This window comes from Delftia sp. PX-1, assembly GCF_055797465.1.
Genome location: NZ_CP184763.1, coordinates 5918754 through 5937772, shown reverse-complemented (window position 1 = coordinate 5937772; position 19019 = coordinate 5918754). Strand labels below are relative to the sequence as shown.

Annotated in this window: 16 protein-coding genes; 12 read left to right on the top strand and 4 right to left on the bottom strand. The window is 67.6% G+C overall.

The window, feature by feature from the left end:
• Positions 1-92: 92 nt before the first annotated feature.
• Positions 93-710, bottom strand: coding sequence for a 2-polyprenyl-3-methyl-6-methoxy-1,4-benzoquinone monooxygenase (gene coq7, locus ACN20X_RS27120; RefSeq protein WP_473210067.1), 618 nt, complete (start codon positions 708-710; stop codon positions 93-95).
• A gap of 331 nt (positions 711-1041) precedes the next feature.
• Here coq7 and ACN20X_RS27115 point away from each other — a divergent pair, with 331 nt between their 5' ends.
• The 3 genes from ACN20X_RS27115 (at position 1042) to ACN20X_RS27105 (ending at position 4789) form a co-directional block, all read left to right on the top strand.
• A complete protein-coding gene (locus tag ACN20X_RS27115) occupies positions 1042-2097 on the top strand; it encodes a porin (RefSeq protein WP_016448722.1) in 1056 nt (351 codons plus the stop codon).
• A 182-nt stretch (positions 2098-2279) separates the two neighbouring features.
• Positions 2280-3428, top strand: a complete 1149-nt coding sequence (locus ACN20X_RS27110) for a porin (protein ID WP_016448721.1) — start codon at positions 2280-2282, stop codon at positions 3426-3428.
• Between the two features lie 134 nt (positions 3429-3562).
• Positions 3563-4789 (top strand): M20 aminoacylase family protein, encoded by a 1227-nt coding sequence (locus ACN20X_RS27105; protein WP_047472722.1) that lies wholly within the window; start codon positions 3563-3565, stop codon positions 4787-4789.
• A gap of 15 nt (positions 4790-4804) precedes the next feature.
• On the opposite strand, the gene ACN20X_RS27100 is transcribed toward ACN20X_RS27105, so the two are convergent.
• A complete protein-coding gene (locus tag ACN20X_RS27100) occupies positions 4805-5407 on the bottom strand; it encodes a TetR/AcrR family transcriptional regulator (protein WP_016448719.1) in 603 nt (200 codons plus the stop codon).
• Between the two features lie 205 nt (positions 5408-5612).
• Between ACN20X_RS27100 and fabF the strand changes: the two genes are divergently transcribed.
• Entirely contained in the window at positions 5613-6899 is a 1287-nt protein-coding gene (fabF, locus tag ACN20X_RS27095; protein WP_244387825.1) for a beta-ketoacyl-ACP synthase II, read from the top strand.
• A 28-nt stretch (positions 6900-6927) separates the two neighbouring features.
• On the opposite strand, the gene ACN20X_RS27090 is transcribed toward fabF, so the two are convergent.
• Complete coding sequence (locus ACN20X_RS27090) at positions 6928-7773, bottom strand: MurR/RpiR family transcriptional regulator (protein WP_016448717.1); 846 nt, start codon at positions 7771-7773, stop codon at positions 6928-6930.
• Between the two features lie 208 nt (positions 7774-7981).
• Here ACN20X_RS27090 and tal point away from each other — a divergent pair, with 208 nt between their 5' ends.
• From tal to ACN20X_RS27075, 3 genes are all read left to right on the top strand, one after another.
• Positions 7982-8935 carry a transaldolase gene (gene tal, locus ACN20X_RS27085; RefSeq protein WP_473210066.1) on the top strand — a complete coding sequence of 318 codons (954 nt, stop codon included), beginning with the start codon at positions 7982-7984 and terminating at the stop codon, positions 8933-8935.
• Positions 8936-8939: 4 nt separating this feature from the next.
• Positions 8940-10559, top strand: coding sequence for a glucose-6-phosphate isomerase (gene pgi, locus ACN20X_RS27080; RefSeq protein WP_046240748.1), 1620 nt, complete (start codon positions 8940-8942; stop codon positions 10557-10559).
• 231 nt (positions 10560-10790) lie between these two features.
• Positions 10791-11690, top strand: a complete 900-nt coding sequence (locus ACN20X_RS27075) for a transporter substrate-binding domain-containing protein (protein WP_016448714.1) — start codon at positions 10791-10793, stop codon at positions 11688-11690.
• An 18-nt stretch (positions 11691-11708) separates the two neighbouring features.
• Here the strand turns inward: ACN20X_RS27075 and pdxR are convergent, their stop codons facing one another.
• Positions 11709-13220, bottom strand: a complete 1512-nt coding sequence (pdxR, locus tag ACN20X_RS27070) for a MocR-like pyridoxine biosynthesis transcription factor PdxR (RefSeq protein WP_473210065.1) — start codon at positions 13218-13220, stop codon at positions 11709-11711.
• A 242-nt stretch (positions 13221-13462) separates the two neighbouring features.
• On the opposite strand from pdxR, the gene ACN20X_RS27065 reads away from it, so the two are divergent.
• Genes ACN20X_RS27065 through ACN20X_RS27045 form a run of 5 tightly spaced genes read left to right on the top strand, consistent with a single transcriptional unit; the run spans position 13463 to position 19013 of the window.
• A complete protein-coding gene (locus tag ACN20X_RS27065; protein ID WP_473210064.1) occupies positions 13463-15058 on the top strand; it encodes an ABC transporter substrate-binding protein in 1596 nt (531 codons plus the stop codon).
• A 17-nt stretch (positions 15059-15075) separates the two neighbouring features.
• Positions 15076-16053: an ABC transporter permease gene (locus tag ACN20X_RS27060; protein ID WP_012207467.1), complete on the top strand. Its 978-nt coding sequence runs from the start codon at positions 15076-15078 to the stop codon at positions 16051-16053.
• Positions 16054-16057: 4 nt separating this feature from the next.
• The gene (locus tag ACN20X_RS27055; protein ID WP_043790046.1) at positions 16058-16966 is read left to right on the top strand and encodes an ABC transporter permease; all 909 of its coding nucleotides are present in this window, start codon (positions 16058-16060) and stop codon (positions 16964-16966) included.
• Entirely contained in the window at positions 16966-17994 is a 1029-nt protein-coding gene (locus ACN20X_RS27050) for an ABC transporter ATP-binding protein (protein ID WP_473210063.1), read from the top strand. Before ACN20X_RS27055 ends, ACN20X_RS27050 begins: the two co-directional genes overlap by 1 nt.
• Positions 17991-19013, top strand: coding sequence for an ABC transporter ATP-binding protein (locus tag ACN20X_RS27045; RefSeq protein WP_310044463.1), 1023 nt, complete (start codon positions 17991-17993; stop codon positions 19011-19013). Before ACN20X_RS27050 ends, ACN20X_RS27045 begins: the two co-directional genes overlap by 4 nt.
• The last annotated feature ends 6 nt before the right edge of the window (positions 19014-19019 follow it).

Below are 19019 nucleotides of genomic sequence, written 5' to 3'. Positions count from 1 at the left end.
TCGGCAGGGACTCGCCAAGAATGAAGAAAGCGGGCCGGGCCCGCTTCTTTTTTGGCTGGATGCAGCTCCCGTCGTTTCAGAAGCTTCGGATCTCAGATGCGGTGAGCGGTCGTCGTCATGACCTTGGCGGCCAGGCGCATCAAGGCGCGGGCGGGCGGCGGCAGCTCCAGTGCGCCGGCTTCACGCGCAGCGGCGGCATGGCGCTCCTCATCGTCCTTCATGCGGGCCACCACGGCCAGCGAAGGGCGGTCCTCCTCAGGCAGACGGCCCAGATGGGATTCCAGGTGGGCGGAAACCTGCTCCTCGGTCTCCACCACGAAACCCAGGCTGGCGGCGTCACTGATCTTGGCGGCCACCACGCCGATGGCGAATGCCCCGGCGAACCACAGCGGGTTCAGCAGGCTGGGCCGGTCGCCCAGGGCGTTGAGCCGGTCGCGGGTCCATGCCAGGTGATCGGTTTCCTCGCGGGCCGCCTCCAGCAGATGCTCGCGCAGCACCATGTCGCGCGTCACCATGGCCTGGGCGTTGTACAGCGCCTGGGCGCAGACCTCTCCGACATGATTGACGCGCATCAAGGCGCCCGACAGTCGGCGCTGTGCCTCGGTCAGCTTACCCTCCGCGATGCCGGTGGCGGGCGAGCGCTCGGCCGCGGAAGGCTGTGCAAACAGGGTGCGAAGCGCCGCATCGGCGGCAGTCAGTATCTTGTCCATGGGCGGTCCCTAGAGCGGAAAATCTTGGCAAATTCAGGGTCTGAACGGTACACCAGGACGACATGCCCTCTCTTTGTGCAAGCGCAACAAGGCCGGCGCGATGTTCGGGTTGGGCCTGATTGTGTTGGTCTGCAGGTTTGTTGCGGCAGTGCAACGAAAAACGGGGGTTCAAGCCCGTTTGTGGGTGAATTTCTTTGCATGGGCAGCGGCGGTCTGGTGCAATAGGCCCTAACTTCCCCACCAGGAGGTTGGCGCGGGAAACCGGTGGAGCCTCAGGCCAAGCCTCTCTTCCTCACGACCGGCGCCCTTCTAAACCTTGGAGTAACTCGTAATGAAAAAATCTCTGATTGCCCTGGCAGTGCTGGCTGCTTCCGGCGCCGCAATGGCTCAATCCTCCGTGACCCTGTTCGGTATCGTGGACACCAACGTTGCCTACGTGAACAAGGACGCAGCTGGCGACAGCCGTTATGGTCTGGGCACCAGCGGCGCTTCCACGAGCCGTCTGGGCCTGCGCGGCACGGAAGACCTGGGTGGTGGTCTGAAGGCTGGCTTCTGGCTGGAAGGCGAAATCTTCGGTGACGATGGCAACGCCAGCGGCTTCAACTTCAAGCGTCGTTCCACCGTGAGCCTGTCGGGCAACTTCGGTGAAGTGCGCCTGGGCCGTGACCAAGTTCCGACCTTCCAAAAGCTGACCTCCTACGACCTGTTCAGCGCCACCGGTATCGGCCAGTTCATGGGCTTCCGTAACTGGGCTGCTGGCCAAGGCGCCGACGACAACGGCATCCGCGCTAACAACCTGATCTCGTACTACACCCCCAACTTCGGCGGTTTCAACGCCGGCTTTGGCTACGCTTTCGACGAAAAGCAAACCATCGGTACTGCTGACAGCGTCGGCCGTTACATCGGCGGTTACGTTGCATACGACAACGGTCCCCTGAGCGCCAGCCTGGGCGTTGCCCAGCAAAAGACTGCCGTTGGCGGCCTGGCTACCGACCGTGACGAAATCACCCTGGGTGCTTCGTACAACTTCGGCGTTGCCAAGCTGAGCGGCCTGCTGCAACAGACCAAGTTCAAGCGCGACATCGGCGGCGACATCAAGACCAACTCCTACATGCTGGGCGCTTCGGCTCCCGTGGGCGGCGTGGGCGAAGTCAAGCTGCAGTACGCTCTGTACGACCAGAAGGCCATCGACTCCAAGGCTCACCAGATCACTCTGGGCTACGTGCACAACCTGTCCAAGCGCACCTCTCTGTACGGCAACCTGGCATTCCTGAAGAACAAGGATGCTTCGACCCTGGGCCTGCAAGCCAAGGGCGTGTACGCTGGTGGCGTGCAAGCTGGCGAAAGCCAGACTGGCGTGCAAGTCGGTATCCGCCACGCTTTCTAATGAACGGCTGGCGTAAGCCAGTTGCCATTTGAAGCAAAAAAGAGCCAGTCTTCGGACTGGCTCTTTTGTTTTGTGCTAGGGAAAGACCTGTGTTGTGCTTGTGCCAACGGTGACGAGGCGGGAAAAGCGTTTCTAGAATGAAATTTCCACCAACCAATCGTTAACAAGAGAGAGACAACACAATGAATTCTTCATTCGTGAAAAAGAGCGTGGCACTGGCGGTGTTGGCAGCAACGGCACCCTTGGCAGCATTCGCCCAGCAAAGCAGCGTGCAGCTGTACGGCATCGTCGATGCCGGCGTGCGCCACACCACCAATGAAGGCCCGACCAAGAGCGGCAAGACCCAGATGATCGGCGGCGGCATGTCGCAAAGCCGCTGGGGCATCAACATCACCGAGGACCTGGGCGGCGGTCTGGCAGCCATTGCCAACCTGGAAGCCCGTTTCCTCACCGACACCGGCGAGCAGGCTGCGGCAAGCTACTTCCAGCAATCCTGGGTGGGCCTGCGCAGCAAGAGCTTCGGCCAGATCACCCTGGGTCGCCAGTACAACATGCTGTTCGACCTGGTGACGTCCACCTATGCCTCCTTCCCGTATTCGCCGTACATGGAGGCCTACAAGCCTGAAATCGGCATGTCCATGGGCGCGCGCGCCAGCAACATGGTCAAGTACCTGGCCGAGTTCGGCCCCGTGCGCGGCGCATTGCAGTATTCGTTCGACGAGAACAACACCTTCGACAAGGTCGGCACTGGCGTGGTGCCCGGTGGCGCCATCAAGACGGCCGGCGGCTATCTGCGCTACTCGCAAAGCGGCATTTCCGCAGGCGCCGGCTACCTGGGCACGACGCTGCCGGCCGGCACCAAGGTCGATGCCTATACTCTGGGCGGCTCCTACCGCGTGGGTCCCTGGTACGTCAACCTGGGCTACGGCCTGAACAAGCGCAAGGACGCATTCCCGGCGGCAACCGCAGGCGGTGGATTCGACCAAGCCATCCTCAACTCCTTCTGGACGGGTTCGTCCAACGGCGGCTTCGTGGCCGGCGACGCCAACAAGCGCCAGATGTACAAGATGGGCTTCGGCTACCAGATCACGCCCCAGATCAATGTGGGCGCGCATTACTACCATGCCAAGCAGTCGGGCTCGGGCACGGGCAATTTCAATGGCAAGGCAGACTTCCTGGTGGCGGTGCTCGACTACGCCTTCTCCAAGCGTACGGATGCCTATGTGGCCCTGGACCACACCAAGACCAGTGGCGGCTCGGGCGTGATGCTCGACGCCAATGGCGCCACCAAGCGCACGGGCTTCACCGTCGGCCTGCGCCATCGCTTCTGAGCGCGCGGCGTTTGCGCAACGGATGGCCTCCTTCGGGAGGCCTTTTTGTTTCCTGTCGATGGGCTGACGGTGGGCGGGCGCGATTTCCTGCGTTAAGGTAATGCGCAGGCCAATGAAGCGAAAGAACCAAGGCGATGGAAGCCACTCGATACAAGGCAGGCGGTCGGGTCTTTGCCCAGATCGCTCAGTACCACCCCGAGCTGACGGCGCTGCGCCGCGAGCTGCATGCGCATCCTGAGCTGGGGTTCGAGGAGCGCTTCACGGCTGCGCGCGTCAAGGAGGCCTTGCGGCAATGCGGCGTGGACGAGATCCACGAAGGCCTGGGCACCACGGGCCTGGTGGCCGTGATCCGTGGCCAGGGGCATAGCTCGGGAGCGATGGTGGGCCTGCGTGCCGACATGGATGCACTGCCCATGGTCGAGCACAACGAATTTCCCTGGAAATCGGGCAAGCAGGGGCTGATGCACGGCTGCGGGCATGACGGCCATACGGCCATGCTGGTGGGCGCCGCCCGCTACCTGGCTGCGACACGGCGTTTCGACGGCTCGGCCGTGCTGGTCTTTCAGCCTGCCGAGGAAGGACGGGGCGGCGCGCGGGCCATGATCAATGACGGGCTTTTCGACCGCTTTCCCATGCAGTCCGTGTACGCCATGCACAACTGGCCCGCCATGCGCGCCGGCACCGTCGGTATCAACATGGGCGCGATGATGGCGGCTGCCGACCGCATCACCATCGAGATCACGGGGCGCGGCGGCCATGGCGCCCATCCCTACCAGACGGTGGACGTGGTGCTGGCGGCCGCGCACATCACCACGGCGGTGCAGAGCATCGTCTCGCGCAATGTGCGCGCCATCGACAGCGCCGTCATCAGCCTGTGCGCCGTGCAGGCCGGGGACCTGGGCGCCTTCAGCGTGATGCCGGGCACGGCAACGCTGGTGGGAACCGTGCGGACCTTCGATCCCGCCGTGCAAGACCGTGTCGAGCAGCGCCTGCAGGAGTTGTGCAGCGCGGTGGCGCTGGGGCTGGGTGCGACGGCCAAGGTCAACTACGAGCGCATCTATCCCGCCACCATCAACTCCCCCACGGAGGCCGCCTTTGCGGCCGACGTGGCCCAGGCGCTGGTGGGCGTGGAGAACCTGGACCGGCAGCTGGAGCCCAGCATGGGTGCGGAGGATTTTTCCTTCATGCTGCAGCACAAACCCGGCGCCTACCTGCGCCTGGGGCAATCCACGGGCGCCCAGCCCGGGGTGCCGCTGCACAGCAGCCGGTATGACTTCAACGACGAGGTGCTGCCGCTGGGCGCTGCCCTGCACGCCAGCCTGATCGAGCAGGCCATGCCGCTGCCTTCGCAGGACGTATAGCGCAGGCGGAGCCGGTCAGCGGGGCTGTCCCTCGATCGCAAGAAGGTGGGCCTTTACCGTTTCCAGGATCTCGTCGGACAAGGCTGGATTGGCGGCGACCGTGGCACGTGCCAGGACCAGGGCGCCCACCATGCTGCTGAGCATGGCCATGGCCTGGGCGCGCTGTGCGGCATCGGGTGCCTGATCGTCGCCAAGTGTGCCGATCACGCGCGCAAACCTGCCGATGTTGCGTTCCACCCCTTCGGCGAACACCGCTGAAAGATCACCACCTGCCCGAGCCACGTCCACGGCCAGCGCCGCAGCGGGGCAGCCCTCGCCGGGGCTGTCGCGGTGCTGCGGCGACAGATAGGACTGCACGCGCGCGGCAAGGCTGCCGGCCTGTTCACCCTGCAGGCCGTCCAGCGGCGCGATGGACCAGTCGAAGGCGCGTGCGCAGGCTTCGCGCACCAGCGCGTCCTTGGATTCGAAGTGGCGATAGAGCCCGCCGTGGGTGAGTCCCGCGCCGCGCGTCACCTCGGCCACGCCGACGCCGTCCAGCCCGTGCTCGCGGTACAGCCGCGCAGCGGCTTCGAGGATGTCCTGCCGGTTCTGCGCGGCCTGGGCTTTCGTGACTTTCATGTGCACTGTCCAATGATTATGGTTGTCATCAAAATGCGTTTATGATGACGGCCATCATCATAAGTCCGTGCCTGCAGGCAATGCTCACCATCTGCGGCAGGGGCTGTGCACTCTACAGGGAAGAACCGATGAACGCCTCTTCAATCCCGAGCAGCCTGTCCCCCGTGCGCGCTGCAGTCTCTGCATGGTCCATCAGGGAGCGTTCATGAGCACGGGTCCTCTCGCACGCCGCGTGGTCATCACGGGCATGGGCATGGTCTCGCCGCTGGGTCGGGGCACTGAATTGGCCTGGCGCCGGCTGCTGTCCGGCGCATCGGGCCTGAGCCGGCTGCCCGATGATCTGGCGCCCGATGTGCCGGGCCAGGTGGCAGGCCAGGTGCCCGACCTGGCCCGCGACCCGGAAGGCGGCTGGGACATCGATGCCGTAGTCTCGCCCAAGGACCAGCGCAAGATGGACCGCTTCATCCCGCTGGCGCTGGACGCGTCGGACCAGGCGCTGGCCCAGGCCGGCTGGCAACCTGCCAGCGAGGACGAGCGCACGCGCACGGCCTGCATCATTGGCTCGGGGATCGGCGGCTTTGGCGCCATTGCCCAGGCCGTGCGCACCACGGACAGCCGGGGGGTGTCGCGCCTGTCGCCATTCACCGTGCCGTCTTTCCTGGTCAATCTCGCGGCCGGGCATGTGTCGATACGCCATGGGCTCAAGGGCCCGCTGGGTGCGCCGGTCACTGCCTGCGCAGCCAGCGTGCAGGCCTTGGGCGACGGCCTGCGCATGATCCGTTCGGGCGAGGCCGACGTGGCGCTGTGCGGCGGCGCCGAGGCCGCCATCGACCGCGTGAGCCTGGGCGCGTTCGCGGCGGCCAAGGCCCTTTCCACGGGATACAACGACCGGCCCGAAGAGGCCTCACGCCCCTTCGACGCGGGCCGCGACGGCTTTGTCATGGGCGAGGGCGCGGGCGCCCTGGTGCTGGAGGGACTGGACCACGCCCTGGCGCGCGGCGCCGTGCCGCTGGCCGAAGTGGTGGGCTACGGCACCAGTGCCGATGCCTATCACATCACCTCGGGCCCGGAAGATGGCGACGGCGCGCGCCGCAGCATGGCACAGGCGCTGGCCATGGCCGGGCTGTCGCCGGATCAGCTGCAGTACCTCAATGCCCACGCCACCTCCACGCCCGTGGGCGACCGGGGCGAGCTGGCAGCCATGCGCTCCCTGTTTGGCGAGGGCAGCGGCGTGGCGATCAGCTCCACCAAGTCGGCCACGGGCCATCTGCTGGGCGCGGCGGGCGCGGTGGCGGCCATCTTCACGGTGCTGGCGCTGCGCGACCAGATGGCGCCGGCTACGCGCAATCTCGTGGAGCCCGATCCCCTGGCCCAGGGGCTGGACCTGATCGCCGGCGCGGCCAGGCCCTGGGCCATGGAGCATGCCCTGGTCAACGGTTTCGGCTTTGGTGGCGTCAACGCCTCGCTGGTGCTCCGGCGCTGGCAGGGCTGAACGAGGCGGGTGCGCCTGGGGGCCGGTGCTACGTGTAGCGCTTGGCCCGCAGGTTGTTCTTCATCTGCTCCAGCGCAGGCTGCAGGGCCGGGCCGATGCGCAGCGCCACGCAGGTGGCCAGCACGTCGATGACCAGCAGGTGCAGCAGGCGCGACACCATGGGGCTGTAGCGGTCGTAGCCCTCGGGATGGTCGGCGGCCAGATGGATGTGGCAGGCCGAGGCCAGGGGCGAGCCGCTGGCGGTGATGGCAATCGTGGTGGCGCCGTTCTTGCGCGCGATGTCGGCGGCGTCCATCAGGTCGCGCGTGCGGCCCGAGTTGGAAATGATCACCGCGCAGTCGCCGGGTCCCAGCAGGGTGGCGCTCATCACCTGCATGTGGCCGTCGCTGGTGGCCAGGCTGGTCACGCCCAGGCGAAAGAACTTGTGCTGCGCGTCCTGCGCCACGATGCCCGAGTTGCCCGCGCCGTAGAACTCGATGCGCCGGCCTGTCTGCCAGGTCGAGGCGATGGCCTGCGCCGCCTGCTCTATGGCCGTGGTGCTGGCGGCATTGCGGTATTGCAGGAAGGCGGCCACGGCGTTGTCCACCACCTTGACCATCACGTCGCTGGTCTTGTCGTCGGTGTCCACGCTGCGGTGGATGAAGGGCACGCCCTCGCTGACGCTGCCGGCCAGCTTGAGCTTGAAGTCGGCCAGGCCGTCGTAGCCCATGCTGCGGCAAAAACGCACCACCGTCGGCTTGCTGACATGGGCTCGCTCGGCCAGTTCGCGCACCGGCTGCCGTGCGAAGGCCCGTGGATCGGCCAGCACCAGGCGGGCCACGCGTTGTTCGGCGGGAGCAAGCGAGGGCAGCGAGGCGGTGATGCGGTCCAGCATTAGGCGGTGGGCGTTGTTCTATGGGTAAAGGGAAGCGGTTGCCGCAAGGCAGGTCCAGCGCGCATTTTGCATGAGCGGCAGCCTTCGCTTACTTTCCTGACGCCAATGCAAACCATGCGCGCGCATACACTCGGAGGATTTGCCGGTACAACCGCACCGCCCTGGTGCGATGCCGCCCCTCGCCAGGCTCCCGCCCAAAGGATGTTCCATGAACCAGCTTGATGCGCTTCGACAGTACACGACCGTGGTGGCCGATACCGGCGACTTCCACCAACTGGCCCAGTTCCAGCCGCGGGATGCGACCACCAATCCCTCGCTCATCCTCAAGGCGGTGCAAAAGCCCGAGTACGCGCCGCTGATGCGCGCCACCGTGGCCCAGTACAAGGGCCGCAGCCTCGACGAGGTCATGGACCGCATGCTGGTGCGCTTCGGCTGCGAGATCCTGAACACCATTCCGGGCCGTGTCTCCACTGAAGTCGATGCGCGCCTGTCGTTCAATACCTCGGCCACCGTGGCGCGTGCCGAGCGCCTGATCGAGCTGTACCAGGCCGAAGGCGTGCACATCGACCGCGTGCTCATCAAGATCGCCTCCACCTGGGAAGGCATCGAGGCGGCGCGCCAGCTGGAGCTGCGCGGCATCTACACCAACCTCACCCTGCTGTTCTCGTTCTGCCAGGCCGTGGCCTGCGGCCAGGCCAAGGTGCAGCTGATCTCGCCCTTCGTGGGCCGCATCTACGACTGGTACAAGAAGCAGGCCGGCGCCCAGTGGGACGAGGCCGCCATGGCCGGCGCCAACGATCCCGGCGTGCGCTCCGTGCGCGCCATCTACGAGCACTACAAGCACTTCGGCATCGCCACCGAGGTCATGGGCGCGAGCTTTCGCAACACGGGCCAGATCGTGGCGCTGGCGGGCTGCGACCTGCTGACCATCGCCCCCGAACTGCTGGCCCAGCTGGGCGCCAGCGATGCGCCCCTGGCGCGCGCCCTGGACCCCGAGGCCGCGCGGACCCTGGCCCTCGATCCCGTGCACTACGACGAAGCCGGTTTCCGCCTGGCCCTCAACGAGGACGCCATGGCCACCGAGAAGCTGGCCGAAGGCATACGCGCCTTCGCTGCCGACACCCGCAAGCTCGAAGCATTGATGCAGCAGGCCGCAGACTGATTGGATGAAGATCTTGCCCGTTTTGTGCAACACCTTGCCGGCCTGGTCGGCACTTGAACGCCATTTCAACGAAGACATCCGGTCCCTGGATCTGCGCCAGGCCTTTGCCGCGGACGCGGGCCGGCTGGACGCGCTGAGCCAGCAGGCCCCGCATGTCTTCGCCGACCTGTCCAAGAACCTCTGGACCGAAGCCACCGAGACGCTGCTGCGCGAGCTGGCGCAGCAGGCCGGCGTGCTGGCCCAGCGCAACGCCATGCTGGCCGGCGAGCCCGTCAACTGCACCGAGGGCCGCGCCGTCATGCACTGGCTGCTGCGCATGCCGCGCGACGGCGGCCAGCTGCGCCACTGCGCCACCGTGCAGCAGTGGCAGCCGGCCATGCACGAGGCGCTGGCCCAGGTGCACGAGACGCTGGACGCCATGCTGGCCCTGGCCGAGCAGGTGCGTGGCGACGAGGGCATCACCGACATCGTGAACATCGGCATCGGCGGCTCGCACCTGGGCCCCGAAGTGGTGGTCAATGCGCTGGAGGACTGGGTCGATGCGGGCAAGAATTTCCATTTCGTCTCCAACGTCGATGGCCATGAGCTCGGCCATGTGCTGCGCCGCGTGCGCCCGCACAGCACGCTGTTCCTGATCGCCTCCAAATCCTTCACCACGGCCGAGACCATGCTCAACGCGCACTCGGCGCGCCGGTGGTTTCTGGAGCAGGGCGGCAGCGAGGATGCGCAGGCCGCGTGCTCCATCGACCGGCACTTCGTGGCGCTCACCACCAATGTGCAGGCCGCAGCCGACTTCGGCATCCGCCGCACGCTGGGATTCTGGGACTGGGTGGGCGGTCGTTTTTCGCTGTGGTCGGCCATCGGCCTGCCGGTGGCCATCGCCATCGGGGCGGCGCAGTTCCGTGCGCTGCTGGACGGCGCCCATGCCATGGACGCGCATTTCTTTTCCTCCGGCGTGGAGGGCAACCTGCCGCTGCGCCTGGGTCTGCTGGATGTCTGGTACCGCGATTTCTGCGGCTTCTCCAGCCGCTGCATTGCCCCCTACAGCCATGGCCTGCGGCGGCTGACCGCCTATCTGCAGCAGCTGGAGATGGAGAGCAACGGCAAGGGCGTGACGCGCGACGGGCAGACACTGCCCGTGCGCACGGCGCCCGTGATATGGGGCGAGCCCGGCACCAATGGCCAGCATGCCTTCTTCCAGATGCTGCACCAGGGCCAGGACGTGATTCCCGTGGAATTCATCGCGCTGCGCGACGGCGGCAAATACCTGGGCGCCCATCACCAGAGCCTGGTCGTCAACGCCATTGCCCAGGCCCAGGCCCTGATGGAGGGGCGCCACGGCGAGGGTGCGGAGCGCCATTGCGCGGGCAACCGGCCCAGCAGCTTCCTGCTGCTGCAGCAGCTCGATCCGGCATCGCTGGGTGCCCTGATCGCACTGTACGAGCACCGTGTCTTCTCGGCCGGTGCGGTCTGGGGCATCAACAGCTTCGACCAATGGGGCGTGGAGCTGGGCAAGCACCTGGCGCGCCAGCTGCATGCGCGCCAGGACAGCGGCGACTGGCAGGGCGTCGATGCCTCGACGCAGGGCCTCATGCACCGGCTTGCGGCAGGGTCGGCCGGCTGACCGGGCGCTGCGGGCCTGTGGCCCCCGCAGCGCACCAGCAGGGTGCCGGGTCATGTGGGTGGAGCATGACCTTCTTCCATTTCATCGTTATGCACAGGCGCCTGATTGCTCGATAGTTGATGCAATCGCCTTGACGGCGGCCCTGCTTGCATGCAGCCAGTGACGGCGGCTCGGCAGGGTGGAGGCGCAGCGCGCCTTCGGACCTGCAACAACTATCCAAGGAGACCCTCGATGCGATTCGTACTGGCCCATGTGGCGATGGCATGTGTGGTGGCGGCAACTGGCGCTGCCCATGCACAGGAAGCGGCCGGCACGCTGGACAAGATCCAGAGCACAGGCAAGGTGGTGATGGGCGTGCGCGAAAGCTCGGCGCCCATGGCCTATGCCTTCGGGACCACGCAGAAGTACGTGGGCTACCACGTCGAGCTGTGCGAGAAGGTGCTGGCCCAGATCGTGCCCAAGGCCAAGATCGAGTACATGGCCCTGACCTCGCAGAACACCATGCCCCTGGTGCAGAACGGCACCGTGGACATCGGCTGCGGCCCGACCACCAACAACCTCGCGCGCCAAAAGCAGGTGGCCTTTGCCGTGACCACCTACGTGAGCCAGGTGCGCATGGCCGTGCGCGCCGACTCGGGCATCACCTCCTTCAAGCAGCTCGACGGCAAGCCCGTGGCGGCCTCGGCCGGCACGACTGCCGTGCAGCTGCTGCGCAAGTACGGGCGCGACAATGGCGTGAACCTGCCCACCTCGCTGGGCAAGGACCATTTCGAGAGCTTTCTGATGCTCGAATCGGGCCGTGCCGATGCCTTCGTGCTGGACGACAACCTGCTGGCCGGCGTCATCGCCAACTCCAAGAACCCTGCAGGCTTCAAGATCGTGGGCGAGGTGCTGGGCTCCGAGCCCATCGCCATCCTGTTTCGCCGCGACGATCCCGCCTTCAAGAAGGCTGTGGACGACGTGCTGGTGGGCATGATGGCCTCGGGCGAAGTGGCGAAGATCTACGACAAGTGGTTCGTGCAGCCCATTCCGCCCAAGAATGCCCCGCTGAACCTGCCCATGAGCGACATGCTCAAGCAGCTGCTGCAAAAGCCCAACGACAAGCCGCTGGAGTCCTACGCGCAGCAGTGACCACGGGCCCGGACCCGGTCATCGCGACCGGGCCAGTTCGGCCACCGCCCGTGCCAGTGCTGCAATGCCTGCATCGATCTGATCGGTGGCAATGGAGGACAGGCGCAGCCGGAAAAAGGGGCAGGGCTGGCGCGGCGTCGCAAAGAACGCGCTGCCTGCCTCGATCAGCACGCCGTGGCGGCGCGCCACGGCGGCCAGCGCATCGGCGTCCAGCCAGGCCGGCGCCTGCACCCACAGCGACGCGCCGCCCTGGGGCTGGCGGAAGATGAAATCCGGCAGGTGCGCGCGCAGCGAGCGGTCCACCTGCGCCACGCGTTCCAGCATGGCCTGGTTCACGCGGCGCGCATGGGCCTCATGGTGGCCCAGCGACAGGAACAGCGCATAGGCGTGCTGCAGAAAGGCGCTGGGGTGGCGCACCATGGCATGGCGCAGCACGCGCAACTCGTCGATCAGCGCGCGCGGCGCGACGATGTAGCCCAGCCGCAGCGCGGGCGACAGGCTCTTGGACAGCGACCCCACATAGATCACGCGCCCGCTCTTGTCCAGGCTCTTGAGCGCGGGCATGGGCCTGCCCTGGTAGAGGTTCTCGGCCTCGTAGTCGTCCTCGATGATCACGAAATCGCCCTGCTCGGCGCGGCGCAGCAGTTGCTCGCGCCGCTGCAGGCTCAGCGTCACGGTGGTGGGGCTCTGGTGCGAGGGCGTGACGAACAGGTAGTCCAGCGGCGGCAGGCCATCGACCACCACGCCTTCCTCGTCCACGGCCACGGGCACCCAGTGCGGGCGGCGCAGCGAAAAGGTGTTGCGCGCATGCGGGTGGCCGGGCTCCTCGAAGCCCAGGCGCTGCGAGGGGTCCAGCAGCGCGTCGGCCAGCAGGTAGAAGGCCTGCTGCGCGCCCACGGTGACCAGGATCTCTTCCTTGAGCGCGAACACGCCGCGCCGGGGCAGCAGGCGCAGGCGGATCTGCTCGATCAGGTCGGGCACATCGTCGGTCTCGAAGTCCGGCGTCCAGTGCGGCAGCTGGGCGCGCGCCAGGCTGCGCGTGCAGCATTCCCGGAAGCCTTCGGTGGGAAACAGCGCGGGATCGTGCATGCCGTAGACGAAGGGGTAGGGGTACTCGCGCCACTGCAGCGGCTTGGACAGCGTGTGCCTGTCCGTCAGCGAGCGCAGCACGCGTGCAGACCAGTCCGGTGCGGGCTCCCCGTGACTTGTCGCAGGCAGGGCCAGGGCGCCGTCCACACCAGCCAGGCGCGAATCCCGGGCCACGAACACGCCGCTGCGCGGGCGGGCTTCCAGAAAGCCTTCATCCACGAGCTGCTCGTAGACCGTGGTCACGGTATTGCGCGACACCTCCAGCAGGCGCGACAGCTCGCGTGAGGGCGGCATGGCCGCACCGGGCGGCAGGCGGCCTTCGAGGATGGGCTGGACCAGGGCCAGGCGCAGGCGGTCCTTCAGGGGAAGGCCGGGCTGCTCGGGCAGCGCGAACAGGCGGGCCCACTGGTGGCGTGGGTCTGTGGCGGAAGGGGTGCTCATGGCGCAACGGAGGCAATCGGGGGGCGTTCTTGGCGCGGCCGGGCAGAGGGCGCGCGGTCGGCGCCATGTTGCGGTGCGGGTGCGGGCAAGTAAAGGTTTGGGCCGGCCGACGCGGGTAAACACCGGGCCTCTGGCTCCTACGTTTGGACGGCTGTGGCCCCCGCGGCCCGCGCCCTTGTTGCGTATTCTGGATTGAAGGCAGCGAGCCGCGCGGCCTGGCGATCCAACGAGGGAGACAGTCCATGCACACCATCACTTTCCGACGCCGCGCCCTGGCGGCCCTGGCCCTGGCCGGCGCGCTGGCGGGCCTGGCGGCCACGCCGCTGCAGGCCCAGGAGCCGCAGCGCGGCGGCACCCTGATCGTGGGCAGCACCCAGGTGCCACGGCACCTGAACGGCGCCGTGCAATCGGGCATTGCCACGGCCATGCCTTCCACCCAGCTGTTCGCCAGCCCGCTGCGCTTCGATGACCAGTGGAAGCCCCAGCCCTACCTGGCCGAGTCCTGGAAGCTGGCCGAGGACGGCAAGTCGCTGACCCTGAACCTGCGCAGGAATGCCGTGTTCCACGACGGCAAGCCCATCACCTCGGCCGACGTGGCCTTCTCCATCATGGCCATCAAGGCCAACCACCCGTTCCAGACCATGCTGGGGCCCGTGGAGAAGGTGGACACGCCCGACCCCTACACGGCCATCATCCGCATGAGCGCGCCGCATCCGGCCATCCTGCTGGCCATGAGCCCGGCGCTGGCGCCCATACTGCCCAGGCACATCTATGGCGACGGTGCCGACCTCAAGACCCATGCGCGCAACAGCGCCGACGTGGTGGGCTCGGGGCCGTTCAAGCTGACCGAGTTCCGCGCGGGCCAGCGCATCGTGATGGAGCGCTTCGACAAGTTCTTCCTGCCCGGCCGGCCCTACCTGGACAAGCTGGTCTTCAACATCGTGCCCGACTCCTCCAGCCTGCTGCTGAGCCTGGAGCGCGGCGACGTGCAGATGGTGCCCTACCTGCAGGCCTCCATCGACCTGAAGCGCCTGTCCACCAATCCCCAGATCACGCTGACCGGCAAGGGCTTCGAGGGCATAGGCTCGATCAACTGGCTGGCCATCAACACCGACAGGAAGCCGCTGGGCGATGTGCGCGTGCGCAAGGCCATTGCGCATGCCATAGACAAGAACTTCATCACCAAGGCGCTGATGGGCGGCTTCGCCAGCGTGGCCGACGGCCCCATCGTGGCGGCCAGCCCCTTTGCCTCGGCCGACCTGGTGCGCTATCCGCTGGACCTCAAGAAGTCGGCGGCCCTGCTGGACGAGGCCGGCCTCAAGCCCGGCGCCAACGGCGAGCGCTTCAAGATCACCATCGACTACCTGCCGGGCACGGACGAGCAGCAAAAGAACGTGGCCGAGTACGTGCGCGCCCAGCTCAAGAAGGTGGGCATCGCCGTCGATGTAAGGGCCTCGGCCGATTTCCCGGCCTGGTCCCGGCGGCTGGCCACGCATGACTTCGACCTGTCCATGGACATCGTCTTCAACTGGGGCGACCCGGTCATCGGCGTGCACCGCAGCTACCTGTCCACCAACATCAAGCCCGTGGTCTGGACCAACACCCAGTCCTACCGCAATCCCAAGGTGGACGAGCTGCTGAACACGGCCAGCAGCACGCTGGACACGGCCGAGCGCAAGAAGCTCTATGCGGCCTTCCAGAAGACCGTGACGGACGAGCTGCCGGTGATCTTCATCAACAACTCGCCCTACCACACGGCTGCGCGCAAGAACGTGGGCAACCTGCCGACCACGGTCTGGGGGCCGGCCTCGCCCTATGACGAGATTTTCTTGAAGTAATCCAGGAGGACCCGGCCATGGCATTTCTCCGCACACTCCTCAAGCGGCTGCTGCAGGGCCTGGCGCTGGTGCTGGCCGTGGTGGTGCTGAACTTCATGCTGGTGCATGCGGCGCCCGGCGATCCCGTGGAGACCATTGCCGGCGCCAGCGGCGGCATGGAGCCCGAGCTCATGGCCGAGCTGCGCACACGCTACGGGCTGGACCGGCCGCTGCCCGTGCAGCTGGGCATCTACCTGGCGCGCGTGGCCAGTGGTGATCTGGGCTACTCCTACTTCTTCAACCTGCCGGTGGCGCAGATGATTGCCGAGCGCGTGCCCGCCACCTTGCTGCTGGTGCTGGCCGCCGTGCTCACGGCCTTCGTGGTGGGCACGCTGCTGGGCGTGCTGTCCTCGCGCCGGCCCAACGGCCTGCTGTCGCAGTGCATCACCGTGCTGTCCCTGGTGGGCTTTGCGGCGCCCGTGTTCTGGACCGGCATGCTGCTGGTGCTGGCGTTTGCCTCCTGGTGGCCCGTGCTGCCGGTGTCGGGCATGCGCTCGGCCGATGCCGCAGGCGGCGCGGGCCTTGCCGACCTGCTGGACGTGGCCCGGCACCTGGTGCTGCCTGCGCTGACACTGGCCCTGGTCTACCTGGCGCAGTACAGCCGGCTGTCACGCTCGTCCATGCTGGACGTGCTGGGCGCCGACTACATCCGCACGGCGCGCGCCAAGGGGCTGGCCGAGCATGTGGTGCTCTACCGCCATGCGCTGCGCAACGCGCTGCTGCCCGTGGTGACCATGCTGGGCCTGCAGTTCGGCAACGTCATGGCCGGCGCCATCATCGTGGAGACGGTCTTCAACTGGCCGGGCCTGGGCCGGCTGGCCTTCGACTCGGTGCTGCGGCGCGACTACCCGACCATCCTGGGCGTGCTGCTGTTCTCCTCCATCGTCGTGGTCGTGATGAACCTCGTCACCGACCTGTGCTACCGGCTGATCGATCCCCGCATCAAGGCGGCCTGAGACCATGAATGCCATCACACCACCTTCCGTGTCCGTGCCGAGCGTCGCCGCGCCGCAGGCCGCAGCCCATGCCGAGCACCCGGCCCGTGAGGCGCTGCGCATGTTCCTGCGCAACCCCTCGGCCATTGCGGGCATGGCCATGCTGCTCATCGTGCTGCTGGTGGCCATCGCCGGCCCCTGGATCTGGCCTGCGGACCCGTTCGAGATCCGCACCATGCCGCTGAGCCCGCCGTTCAGCGAGGAGGCCTGGCTGGGCAGCGACCAGCTGGGGCGCGACGTGCTCACGGGCATCATCCACGGCGGCCGCGCCACGCTGATGGTGGGCGCCTTCGCGGCTTTGCTGTCGGTGTGCATCGGCGTGACGCTGGGGGCGATGGCCGGCTACTACGGCGGCCGCGTCGATGCGCTGCTGATGCGCGTGACCGAGTTCTTCCAGGTGCTGCCCGCACTGCTGTTCGCCATGGTCGTGGTGACGCTGTTCTCGCCCTCGCTGGTGACGGTCACGCTGGCCATCGGCAGCGTCAGCTGGCCGGCCACGGCGCGGTTGACGCGGGCCGAGTTCATGCGCATCCGCCAGCTCGAATTCGTGCGCGCGGAGAGCGCCATCGGCGCGCGCCACGGCCGCATCATCTGGAAGGTGATCCTGCCCAATGCGCTGCCACCGCTGGTGGTGTCGGCCACGCTGGCCGTGGGCGCCGCCATCCTGTTCGAGGCCGGCCTGTCCTTCCTGGGCCTGGGGGACCCCAACCAGATGAGCTGGGGCCTGATGATCGGGTCGGCCCGCCAGTACCTGCTGTCGTGCTGGTGGGCCGTGGCCTTTCCCGGTGCCGCCATCTTCGTCACCGTGCTGGCCGTCAGCCTGATCGGCGACGGCCTCAACGATGCACTCAACCCCAAGCTGAGGGAGCGCTGATGGACACCGACACCCCCCTGTTGCAAGTCAGCGGCCTGCGCGTGGCCTTCCAGGGCCGGCGCGGCCAAGCCACGGTGCTCAACGGCGTGGATTTCGATCTGCGCGCGGGCGAGACGCTGTGCGTGGTCGGCGAATCCGGCTGCGGCAAGAGCATGACGGCGCTGGCGCTGCTGCGCCTCATTCCCTCGCCTCCGGGCCGCATCACGGGCGGGCAGGTGCGCTTCCAGGGCGAGGACCTGGTGGCCGCCGGCGAGGCCCATATGCGCCAGGTGCGCGGCAACCGCATCTCCATGATCTTCCAGGAGCCGATGACTTCGCTGAACCCGGTGCTCACCGTGGGCGAGCAGATCGCCGAGCCGCTGCGCCTGCACGCTGGCCTGGACGCGGCCGCCGCGCGCCAGCGCGCCGTGAAGATGCTCCGGCAGGTCGGCATCCCCGCGCCCGAGCGGCGCGTGCACGAGTACCCGCATCAGCTGTCGGGCGGCATGCGCCAGCGCGTGATGATCGCCATGGCCCTGGCTTGCCGGCCCGACATCCTGATCGCCGACGAACCCACCACGGCGCTGGATGTGACCGTGCAGGCGCAGATCTTCGACCTGCTGCGCGAGCTGCAGCGCGACAAGGGCACGGCCATCGTGCTGATCACGCATGACATGGGGGCCGTGGCCGAGATGGCCGACCGCGTCATGGTCATGTATGCGGGCCGCGTGATCGAGCAGGGCCGCTGCGAACAGGTGCTTTCAGCGCCCGCCCATCCCTACACGCGCGGCCTGATCGCCTGCCTGCCCGAGCTGGGCAGCAGCCAGGCAGGCGGGCGCACCGAGCTGCCCGAGATCCCCGGCGTCGTGCCCTCGATCTGGGAGTTGGGCAGCGGCTGCGCCTTTCGTGCGCGCTGCCGCGAGGCCCAGCCGCGCTGCGCCAGCGAAGCTCCGCCGCTGACCGCGCTGGATGATCCATCCCACGGCGTGGCCTGCTGGCTGCACGCTCCCGCTTCCCGCATCCGCGCCCACACGGAGGCCCTGGCATGAACGCACGCATGGACGAAACCCTCTTGCAGGTGGACGATCTCCAGGTCCACTTTCCGCGCCCGGGCAAGGGCCTGTTCGGCAGGCCCGAGGTGGTCAAGGCCGTGGACGGCGTGTCCTTCAGCCTGCGGCGCGGCAGCACGCTGGCCGTGGTGGGCGAGTCGGGCTCGGGCAAGACGACCACGGCGCTGGCCGTGATGCGTCTGGCGCCCGTGACGGCAGGCCGCATGCAGCTGGGCGATACCGACCTGGGCGGCCTGTCGGGCGAGGCCCTGCGCCAGGCGAGGCGGCGCATGCAGATCGTGTTCCAGGACCCGTTCTCCTCGCTGAATCCGCGACAGCGCGCGGGCGATGCGGTGCGCGCTCCGCTGGACCTGATGGACGTGGGCACGCCGGCCGAGCGCGAGGCGCGCGTGGCCGAGCTGTTCACCCAGGTCGGCCTGCGGCCCGAACAGCGCCAGCTGTTCCCGCACCAGTTCTCGGGCGGCCAGCGCCAGCGCATCAACATCGCGCGCGCCCTGGCCACGCGGCCCGAACTGGTGGTCTGCGACGAACCCGTGTCGGCGCTGGACATCGCCATCCGCGCCCAGATCCTCAACCTGCTGGCGCGGCTGCAGCGCGAGCTGGGCCTGAGCTACCTGTTCATCTCGCACGACATGGCCGTGGTCGAGCACATCTGCGACGACATCGCCGTCATGTACCTGGGCCAGATCGTGGAGCGCGCACCGCGCCAGGCCTTCTTTGCGCGGCCGCTGCATCCCTACAGCGTGGCCCTGATGTCGGCCGTGCCCACGGTGCGCGGCGGGCGCGAGCGCGCGGCGCGGCGCATCCGGCTGGCCGGCGACCCGCCCAGTCCCATCGACCCGCCCGCGGGCTGCCGCTTCGCCGGGCGCTGCCCCGTGGCCGTGCCTGCGTGTTCGGCCGAGGCGCCACCGCTGCGCGAAGCCGCCCCCGGCCACTGGGTGCGCTGCATCCGCGTGGACCACATCTATGGCGTGCCGCGCGCGCCGCTGGCCCTGTGAACCCGG